The sequence below is a fragment of the uncultured Flavobacterium sp. genome (genome assembly GCF_963975005.1).
Classification (GTDB): domain Bacteria; phylum Bacteroidota; class Bacteroidia; order Flavobacteriales; family Flavobacteriaceae; genus Flavobacterium.
Genome location: NZ_CAXBFR010000108.1, coordinates 1 through 9,865 on the forward strand (window position 1 = coordinate 1; position 9,865 = coordinate 9,865).

Below are 9,865 nucleotides of genomic sequence, written 5' to 3' on the forward strand. Positions count from 1 at the left end.
GGAAGCAATATAACCTAAAGGATGACCAACATGTAAACCTGCTCCTGATGGATAAGGAAACATGTCAAGCACATAATATTTAGGTTTTTCTGAATGATTTGTCGCAGCAAAGGTTTGGTTTTCTGACCAATATTTTTGCCAATTGGCTTCGATTTCGTTTGGATTGTATTTCATTTATTCTGAATTTATTTCAGAATCTTTTAATTAAGATTCGATTATTTGTTGATTATTTACAGTTAACTTCAATAAAAAATCAGGTGCAAATTTACATTTTATAATACTAAAGTTAAAACTTTGTTGTTATATTCTGTATAAACCAATTTTCTTTTTTATTTTTACCACTTAATTTAACTCTTACTATGGCTTCATCATTTGAAAAGTATAATAAAAGAAGACTAATTTCATCGTATTTTTCAGTAATTTTAAGTATATTCTTGGTGCTTTTTCTTTTAGGAGCATTGGGATTATTTGTGATTAATTCTAAAAAACTGACGAATGATTTTAAAGAAAACATTCCTATGACTGTGTTTTTTAAAAATGATGCAAAAGATAGTTTGTTGAGTGCCTTTGACGTAGACTTGAAAAATTCAATATTTATTAAAGAGTACGCTTTCATTCATAAAGACAGTGCTGCCAAAAATAATGTTGATATTGTTGGAGAAGATTTTATGGAATTTTTAGGGGTTAATCCGTTGCAAAACTCCTTTGATATTAATCTAAAAGGGGATTACGTTCAAGCAGATAGCATCAAAAAAATTGAAACTGAAATCAAGAAAAACGAAATGGTTTCTGAAATCATTTATGACAAACAATTAGTAGATTTAGTTAATGATAATATTAAAAAAATAAGTCTTTGGATGTTAATTATTAGTGGCGTTTTAGCTTTGGTAGCTATGCTTTTAATTAATAGTTCATTGAGATTATCTGTTTATTCACATCGATTTACAATAAAAACTATGCAAATGGTTGGTGCTACAAAATCATTTATTAGAAAACCATTTATTTGGAGAAGTATCAAACTTGGGTTAATTGGTTCAACTTTAGCAGTTGTCGGATTATTAGCTTTAGTATATTATTCCGATTCAAAATTACCTGATTTAGGAATTTCAAAAGATTACTTTTCTTTAGGAATCGTGATTGGAAGTGTTTTCCTTGTCGGAATTGTAATTACTTGGATAAGTACTTATTTTGCAACACAACGATTCTTGAATTTAAAAACGGATGACTTGTACTAAAAAATTATTGAAAAGATGCTGAAATAAATTAAGCATAAACAAAAAAAGATATGAAAAACGAAGAAAACAAACCTGCTTTTTTATTTGAAAAAGTAAACTATAAGATTTTATTCATTGGAGTTGCTATTATTGCGTTAGGATTTATTTTAATGGCAGGTGGCGGAACTGATGATCCAAATACTTTTGATGAAGAAGCATTATTCAGTTTTAGACGAATTAGGTTAGCTCCAACTTTAGTTTTAGCTGGTTTTGGTGTTACTATTTATGCGATAATGAAAAATCCTTTTAAAAAATAGTGTTTAGTGATCAGTATTAAGTAGACAGACTTCTACTAATTACAAATCGCTAATCATTAATCACTAAATATGAATACACTACAAGCCATTGTTCTAGCCATAATCGAAGGATTAACCGAATTTCTACCTGTTTCTTCAACAGGACATATGATCATCGCATCATCTTTCTTTGGCATTGCTCAAGACGATTTTACCAAACTTTTTACCATTGTAATTCAACTAGGAACTATACTTTCTGTGGTAGTTTTGTATTTCAAGAGATTTTTTCAATCGGTAGATTTTTATTTTAAATTATTTGTAGCATTTATTCCTGCTGTTGTTTTGGGGTTATTATTGAGTGATTTTATTGATTCACTTTTGGAAAATCCAATTACGGTTGCCGTATCATTGGTTATTGGTGGAGTTTTACTTTTAAAAGTAGATGATTGGTTTGGAAATACTCCAAAAGAAGAAGTTCCAGAAGAAATAAGTTATCCGACGGCTTTTAAAATTGGTCTTTTTCAATGTTTAGCTATGATTCCTGGAGTTTCACGAAGTGGTGCAAGTATTGTTGGAGGTATGACTCAAAAATTATCAAGAACAACTGCGGCAGAATTCTCGTTTTTCCTAGCTATTCCAACAATGTTTGGGGCAACAGTAAAAAAATCATATGACTTTTATAAAGCTGGTTTTATTTTAACCAATGATCAAATAAATCTTTTAATAATCGGAAATGTCGTTGGTTTTGTTGTAGCATTAATCGCTATTAAATCGTTCATAGGTTATTTGAGTAAACATGGTTTTAAAATGTTTGGTTATTATAGAATTATTGCCGGAATTGCTGTTTTGTTAATTCACTTTTTTGTTCAAAAATTAACTGTGATTTAATGACTAAAGAAGATATCTTAAACGGACAAGTACTTTTGATTGACAAACCTATAAAATGGTCATCTTTTCAAGCGGTTAATAAATTGAAATATGCTTTAAAAAATCATTACGATTTACCTAAAAAATTCAAAATAGGTCATGCAGGAACTTTAGATCCGTTAGCAACTGGTTTATTGATAATTTGTACAGGAAAATTCACGAAAACTATTTCAGAAATTCAGGCACAAACTAAAGAATATACTGGAACAATTACGGTTGGAGCAACAACTCCTTCTTATGATTTAGAAACTGAAATTGATGCTACTTTCCCAACAGAACAAATAACTGAAGAATTAGTTTTGGAAACTGTAAAGCAATTTTTAGGAGAAATCGATCAAAAACCACCAGTTTACTCAGCCATTAAAAAAGACGGAAAACGTTTATACGAACATGCAAGAGCTGGTGAAGAAGTTGAAATTCAATCTAGAAAAACTAAGATTTATGAATTTGAAATCACAAGATTTGCTTTGCCAGAAATAGATTTCAGAGTACAATGCAGTAAAGGAACTTATATTCGTTCTTTAGCTTATGATTTTGGATTAGCCTTAAATTCTGGTGGACATTTAACAGCTTTAAGAAGGACTAAAATAGGTGACTATAGTGTTGAAAACGCACTGAGTCCAGATGATTATATAGCTAATTTATAAAATGAAAACTTGGATATTTACTCTGTTTTTATGTTCAACTAATCTTCTTTTTTCTCAAGAACAATCAAATTATGAGCGTTTTGGAGATAAAATAACTTTCACTCAATTTGAACTTTCCGTTCCACTAAAAGGAAATGATACTTATGGCGAAATTGATTCTAATGGCAACAGAAGCGATTATAGATTTGTTCCTGATGGAATTAGTACCAAATTTGGATATGGAATTCATCATGAAAAATGGGTTGGTATAAGTCTTCATAGCGGAATTGATTGGAAAATTACTCCAAAATTAGTTTCTATACCTGTTTATGCTCAATTAACCTTAAATCCTCTACTTGGTGATGAAACTCGATTATTAGTTCAAGCTGGTTATGGACAATCCTTTGCTATTGGAAGAGGAAATTTAAATGGAAATTACTACAAAGCTAGACTTGGCATAACAACAGCTGATGATTTAGGCATTTTTATTGATACAAGTTTTTATGGATTTGCAGTCAATGGAACCGAAATAGGAAGCCTTAGTATAGGAATCAGTATCTTTGTTTATTAAAATTTAATGATGAAATATTTTTTTTTAGTTTTTGTAGTTTGCTTTCAGTTTGGGTTTTCTCAAAATAAAAAAATCAACTTAAAAGAAGGCGATATCATTTTTCAATCTATGAATTGTGATTTATGCAAAGCTATAAATGCTGTTACAGAAGGGTTTGATGGAAAGGACTTCAGTCATTTGGGATTGATTCACATTCAAAATGATTCCATTTATGTAATTGAAGCAGCGGGAAGAAATGTTAGATTAACTCCATTAGAAGTATTTAAAACCTATACTTCTGAAACAATGTATATAGGAAGGTTAAAACGAAAATACCGAAAATATATTCCAAAAGCGATTAGGTTTTCTCTAGAACAATTAGGCGTTCCTTATGATGAAGCTTATTTATACAATAACGGAAGTTATTATTGTTCGGAATTAATTTATGACGCTTTTCTATCCGCTTATGAAAAACCATTTTTTGAATTAACTCCAATGACTTTTAAAGAGCCAATTTCAAATCAATATTTTCAGGTTTGGATCGATTATTATGAAAATTTAAAAATAGAAATTCCAGAAGGAGAATTAGGTTGTAATCCTGGTGGAATTTCTACATCAAACAAATTAAAAATTATTGGGGTTGTAAAATAAAATTCCAAATTTCATAAAAACATCTTCGACAAGCTCAGACTGACATCTCGTATTTTTAATTGTCATCATTCTAAATGATTACGTTGATTTCTAATTTTACACATAGTTAATCGATTGCTTAAATGTCACACTGGGCTTATCGAAGTGCTTAAACCAATTCCTTTTTTTTCATTAATTGCATAATTTCATTTTGGGTAGAAACTCCTTTGTCATGCAAATACCATTTTTGTAATTCTACTTTAATAGTTTCGTCCACAACACCATTTGCTGCTTTATAGTCTGCAATTAATTTACGCGCTGGTTCTGGTCTTGGTCCAAAATCACCAATGGCATTATTATCTTCATCAAGGATAATTAATTTGGGAATTGCCTTTCCTCCATTCGTCAAAAAATCATTCATTAAGGCTTCATTCTCATCTCGAAAAACAATTTTTAAATCAATGTTTTCAGACAGTTCTGCCATTTTATAAATAATTGGTAAAATCTGTGCTGCATCACCACACCAACCTTCACTAAGCACTAACCAAGTCTGCTTTTTATCTACTTGAGTTAACTTTTCTTGAGTTTCTTCTGTGACTTTTATAGTTTTTTCTAAACGATTCATTCTTGTTTCATTCAATTCAGAATAATGCAATAAATCATCAGATTGACTATTTCCTGTAGATTTTCCTTGATTTATTAATTGAGAAACCTTTTCTCTGTAAGCGTTGTATGTATAACTTTTTGCCAAAGCTTTTACTATATTTGTGTTCATGATATTTTAATTATTTATTACACAAAATTACCACTAAATTTGATACCTGAAAGTAAGCTATGTTACATAACAATCAATTAAAATGGATTTTTCTTCAAAATCAATAGGTTTAGTATTATCTGGTGGTGGTTCCAAAGGAATTGCTCAAGCTGGAGCTTTAAAATTTTTAGAAGAACAACACATTAAACCTTCTCATATTGCAGGTACAAGTGCTGGTGCGATTATTGCCGCTTTGTATGCTTATGGTAAAAAACCCGAGGAAATATTAGAATTTTTCAAATCCATTTACTTTTTTCATTGGAAACATTTTACTTTCAAAAAAGCAGGAATTGTGGATTCAGAATCCTTTAAAAGTTATTTCAATAGCATTTTTAAAGACGCAACAATTGGAGAATTGGCTATTCCAACATTCATCACTGCTACTGATTTAGTGAAAGGCAAATTGAAAATTTTTAGACCCGAAACAAACATTATAGATGCCGTTTTAGCTTCAACAGCTTTTCCTGGAATGTTATCTCCCTATGAATTGAACGGAAGACTATACAGCGATGGTGGAATTTTAAATCATTTTCCAACTGACCTGTTACAAGGAAGATGTGATTATATTATTGGTGTTTATGTAAGTCCTATTCAAACCATTGAGGCAAAAGATTTGAAATCTATAAAATCAGTAACCACTAGAGCTTTTGACTTATTATCAGCTCAAGGCAATTATCAAAAATTCGACTTGTGTGATTGGGTGATAGAACCTAAAGAATTAGCCAATTTTAGTACTTTTGAAACCAATAAACTAAAAATGGATAAGATTTTTGATATAGGTTATCAAGCTGCAAAAGCTTCATTTGAAAATTTGAATCTATAATTATAAACTAGATTTTTTTTAATTTAGATAATAACTATATTTGCATCACAATTTTGAATCTTAATTACAAGATTTTGAACTAAATTCAGAATAAATGAAATACAAAAGAATTCTTCTAAAGTTAAGTGGCGAAGCCTTGATGGGTGACAGAGCTTACGGAATTGACCCAAAACGTTTAGCTGAATATGCTGCTGAAATCAAAAAAATTCACGAAAAAGGCATAGAAATTGCTATTGTAATTGGTGGAGGAAATATCTTTAGAGGTGTTGCTGGTGCAAGTAATGGAATGGACAGAGTTCAAGGTGATTATATGGGAATGCTTGCAACTGTTATTAACGGAATGGCTCTACAAGGTGCTCTAGAAGAGGCTGGGATGCAAACAAGATTACAAACAGCCTTAAAAATTGAAGCTATAGCTGAACCTTACATCAAAAGAAAAGCTACTCGTCATTTAGAAAAAGGTAGAGTTGTTATTTTTGGTGCCGGAACAGGAAATCCTTATTTTACAACAGATACAGCTGCCGTTTTAAGAGGTGTAGAAGTAAGTGCTGATGTAATTTTAAAAGGAACTCGTGTTGATGGTGTTTACACATCTGATCCAGAGATAAACAAAGACGCTACAAAATTTGATTCTATTACATTTGAAGATGTAATTGCTAAAGGATTAAATGTGATGGATTCGACAGCTTTTACATTGAGTCAAGAAAATAAATTACCTATCATTATTTTTGATATGAATATTGAAGGAAATTTATTAAAAGTGTGTGAAGGACAAACAATAGGAACAACAGTTACAATTTAATTTAGAATTCAGAAAAAAGAATTTAGAAATATAAAAATAAGAAAAATGACTGAAGAAATTAACTTTATTATAGAAACAGCAACAGAATCTATGAATGGTTCAATCGCTCATTTAGAAAAAGAATTTTTAAATATTAGAGCAGGAAAAGCTTCACCTCAAATGTTAGGTGGTGTTTTTGTAGATTATTATGGCTCACTAACACCATTGTCTCAAATAGCTAATGTTAATGCTGCTGATGCAAGAACTTTAACCGTTACACCTTGGGAAAAAGCAATGATGCAACCTATTGAAAAGGCAATTCAAATTGCTAATTTAGGATTAAACCCTATGAACAATGGTGAAAACATCATTATCAATGTTCCAGCTTTAACAGAAGAACGAAGAAGAGATTTAGTAAAACAAGCTAAATCTGAAGCTGAAGACGCTAAAATCGGAATCAGAAATGCTCGTAAAGATGCTAATAACGATATTAAAAAAGAAGAGAAAAATGGTTTAGCTGAAGATATTGCTAAATCAGCTGAAGATGATATTCAAAAATTAACAGATGCTTACATCAAAAAAATAGATGAGCATTTAGTTCATAAAGAAGCTGAAATAATGAAAGTATAAATTTTAAGTCCTGATTAACATCAGGACTTTTTATTTTTAGATATCTTTGCAACAAATCGAAACATATTTAATGCGATATTCATATCTCTTATTTTTACTTCTACTTACAAACTTTATTTTTGGACAAACAAAAATCAAAGGACAAGTTATCGATTTTGATACAACAATTCCAATTGCTTTCGCAAAAATAACTTACGATAAAACGACTGTTTTTGCCGATTGGGAAGGTAAATTTTCATTAGAAATTACGGATTTCAAAAAGCCTTTATACATTCGCTACAAAGGATATTATGAAAAACCTTCTTACGCTTTAAATGATGGAAAATTATTCATCATTAAGTTAACGCAAGACATCAATAAAATAAAAAACGAATATTATTCGCTTAACAAAGTAAATCACATCGTTAAAAAAGTAATCGAAAACAAAAAAAATACGCAACCAGAAAAAGCGCTAGATTCTTACGAATATAAAAATTACGAATACATTCAAGTAACCGCAAATCCTGATAGTATCTCTGGACAAATCGATAAAATTTACAAAAGAAATCTTTTTGGTAAACAAATTATAAAACTTGATTCTACAAACTACAAATTCAAAAAATTAGTTGAAGAAAGTCATATTTATCAAACTGAAAAAGTCAATTTAATTCAACATAATCAAAACACTACCAAAGAAACAGTTTTGGCTACTCGTATGGCTGGTTTTAAAGAACCTTTGTACGAATTTTTAGGCTTAAAACTAATTTCTTATTCCGTTTATGATAATCCTTTTGAACTTTTAGAAATACCTCTTCAGAATCCAATTTCCAATTATGGTAGAAAATTATATACATATCATTTATTAGATTCAACCGAAATTCAAAGTCGAAAAGTATATCGCATTTATTTTGAACCAAAAAAACTAAGAGCCAATAGATTAAGGGGTTTATTGTATGTTGATGCAGAGAATTTTTCGATTGCAAAAGCCTATTATCGAATTTATGGAATTGTGAATGTAAACGCGACTTATACCTTCAATTATCTTAAAAAAGAAAACATTTGGTTCCCAGAAAAACGAAAAATTATTTTGAGTAAAGGAAGTAATTCAGAAGATTTAAACATTCTTGGTGGTACGATGAAATTTAGATCAAGTTTAGAACAAGGATTAGACAACAATGCATCAGACAGAACTGTGTTAATAATAGAATCAACTCCTTTTGACATAAAAATAAACGAACCCGTAAAGCTCAACTTTGACGGAATTAAAGTATATGTTCCTGAAAGTAGTTTAAAAAAGTCGGAAAAATACTGGAATTCAATTGCAAAAGACACTGTTGATATTCGAAAAATGAAAACTTATACTTCATTAGACAGTTTATCACAATCGAGTAATATTGAGCGTAAAATTTTTTTAGGAAAAAAAATAATTAATGGTTATTTGCCTATAAGTTATGTTGATTTGGATTTGAGAAGTATTTTAAAATACAACAATTATGAAGGTTTTAGAGTAGGATTTGGAGCTGTTACAAATAATAAAGTTTCAGAAGAATACAAAGTTGCTTTTTATGGTGCGTATGGCTTTAAAGATGAAGGTATTAAATATGGCATTACTCCATCATATCTGCTAAATAAACTAGACGAAACATGGCTTAGTCTTTCATTTATTGATGATGTTAGCGAAATTGGTCAAACTACTTTTGCTACAGATTCAAGGAGATTTCGTGTTTATGACCCAAGACCTTTTAATATTTCTACTTTTTATAACAATAGAATTTCTTCTGCTTTTATTGAAAGTAAAATTCTACCTAAAACATCTGCTTATTTCTCCATTTCTCAAAGCGAAATAACTCCATTATTTGATTATGCTTTTCTCAATAACGGGCAAAGTTTTTCTAATTATAATCTAACATCTGCTCAATTTGCTATTCAATGGAATCCTTTTAGTAGTTATATGCAAACACCTTTAGGTAAAATTGAAATCGAAAAAAGACATCCTAAATTTTCTTTGCAAATAACACAAACTATCCCAGAAATATTGGGAAATAATTTTGACTTTACTAAAATTGATTTTAAAACTTTTTATGAAATTCAGTTTTTATCTGGTCAAAAAAGTTCCTTTCTCTTTCAAACAGGTTTAGCTTTTGGGGATATTCCTCTGACGCAATTATATGCAATTGCACCAAATAATTTAAATAAAGATGCTATTTTAAAACGAATAACTTTTGCAGGTAAAAACAGTTTTGAAACCATGTATTACAATGAGTTTTTCTCTGACAAATATGTTTCAATGCAACTAAAACACACTTTTAATCGAATTAATATTGGCTACAAACTAAATCCTGAATTTACTGTTGTAACACGAATGGCTTTTGGAACCATAGATAATCCTGAAAACCACATTGGGTTGCCCTTTAAATCTTTAGAAAAAGGCTTTTTTGAAAGTGGTGTTGAATGTAATAAACTGTTTAAAGGATTTGGCTTGGTTGCCTTTTATCGCTATGGAAATTATCAATTAGCTAACTTTGACGATAACATTGCTATTAAGATTTCTTATAATCTCGATTTAGGGCTTTAAATTATTGTAATTCTTTGGTT

Annotated in this window: 11 protein-coding genes; 10 read left to right on the plus strand and 1 reads right to left on the minus strand. The window is 29.8% G+C overall.

Translation table 11 applies throughout. The annotated features are described in order from the left end of the window. The first annotated feature begins 359 nt into the window (after positions 1-359). From AACZ53_RS11625 to AACZ53_RS11650, 6 genes are all read left to right on the plus strand, one after another. Positions 360-1,235: a permease-like cell division protein FtsX gene (locus AACZ53_RS11625; RefSeq protein WP_339838583.1), complete on the plus strand. Its 876-nt coding sequence runs from the start codon at positions 360-362 to the stop codon at positions 1,233-1,235. A gap of 50 nt (positions 1,236-1,285) precedes the next feature. Next, complete coding sequence (locus AACZ53_RS11630; RefSeq protein WP_339838586.1) at positions 1,286-1,531, plus strand: DUF3098 domain-containing protein; 246 nt, start codon at positions 1,286-1,288, stop codon at positions 1,529-1,531. 69 nt (positions 1,532-1,600) lie between these two features. Then, the gene (locus AACZ53_RS11635; RefSeq protein WP_339838589.1) at positions 1,601-2,398 is read left to right on the plus strand and encodes an undecaprenyl-diphosphate phosphatase; all 798 of its coding nucleotides are present in this window, start codon (positions 1,601-1,603) and stop codon (positions 2,396-2,398) included. Beyond that, the gene (truB, locus tag AACZ53_RS11640; RefSeq protein WP_339838592.1) at positions 2,398-3,084 is read left to right on the plus strand and encodes a tRNA pseudouridine(55) synthase TruB; all 687 of its coding nucleotides are present in this window, start codon (positions 2,398-2,400) and stop codon (positions 3,082-3,084) included. The genes AACZ53_RS11635 and truB overlap by 1 nt, the downstream gene beginning before the upstream one ends. Position 3,085: 1 nt before the next feature. Continuing rightward, entirely contained in the window at positions 3,086-3,634 is a 549-nt protein-coding gene (locus tag AACZ53_RS11645; RefSeq protein WP_339838595.1) for a hypothetical protein, read from the plus strand. 6 nt (positions 3,635-3,640) lie between these two features. Continuing rightward, positions 3,641-4,264: a YiiX/YebB-like N1pC/P60 family cysteine hydrolase gene (locus AACZ53_RS11650; RefSeq protein ID WP_339838598.1), complete on the plus strand. Its 624-nt coding sequence runs from the start codon at positions 3,641-3,643 to the stop codon at positions 4,262-4,264. A gap of 148 nt (positions 4,265-4,412) precedes the next feature. On the opposite strand, the gene AACZ53_RS11655 is transcribed toward AACZ53_RS11650, so the two are convergent. Continuing rightward, the gene (locus AACZ53_RS11655) at positions 4,413-5,018 is read right to left on the minus strand and encodes a thioredoxin family protein (protein ID WP_339838601.1); all 606 of its coding nucleotides are present in this window, start codon (positions 5,016-5,018) and stop codon (positions 4,413-4,415) included. 82 nt (positions 5,019-5,100) lie between these two features. On the opposite strand from AACZ53_RS11655, the gene AACZ53_RS11660 reads away from it, so the two are divergent. The 4 genes from AACZ53_RS11660 (at position 5,101) to AACZ53_RS11675 (ending at position 9,845) form a co-directional block, all read left to right on the plus strand. Further along, positions 5,101-5,880, plus strand: a complete 780-nt coding sequence (locus AACZ53_RS11660; protein WP_339838605.1) for a patatin-like phospholipase family protein — start codon at positions 5,101-5,103, stop codon at positions 5,878-5,880. 94 nt (positions 5,881-5,974) lie between these two features. Then, entirely contained in the window at positions 5,975-6,682 is a 708-nt protein-coding gene (pyrH, locus tag AACZ53_RS11665) for a UMP kinase (RefSeq protein WP_339838608.1), read from the plus strand. A 45-nt stretch (positions 6,683-6,727) separates the two neighbouring features. Then, positions 6,728-7,291: a ribosome recycling factor gene (gene frr / locus AACZ53_RS11670; protein ID WP_339838611.1), complete on the plus strand. Its 564-nt coding sequence runs from the start codon at positions 6,728-6,730 to the stop codon at positions 7,289-7,291. Positions 7,292-7,361: 70 nt separating this feature from the next. Further along, the gene (locus AACZ53_RS11675) at positions 7,362-9,845 is read left to right on the plus strand and encodes a DUF5686 family protein (protein WP_339838614.1); all 2,484 of its coding nucleotides are present in this window, start codon (positions 7,362-7,364) and stop codon (positions 9,843-9,845) included. The last annotated feature ends 20 nt before the right edge of the window (positions 9,846-9,865 follow it).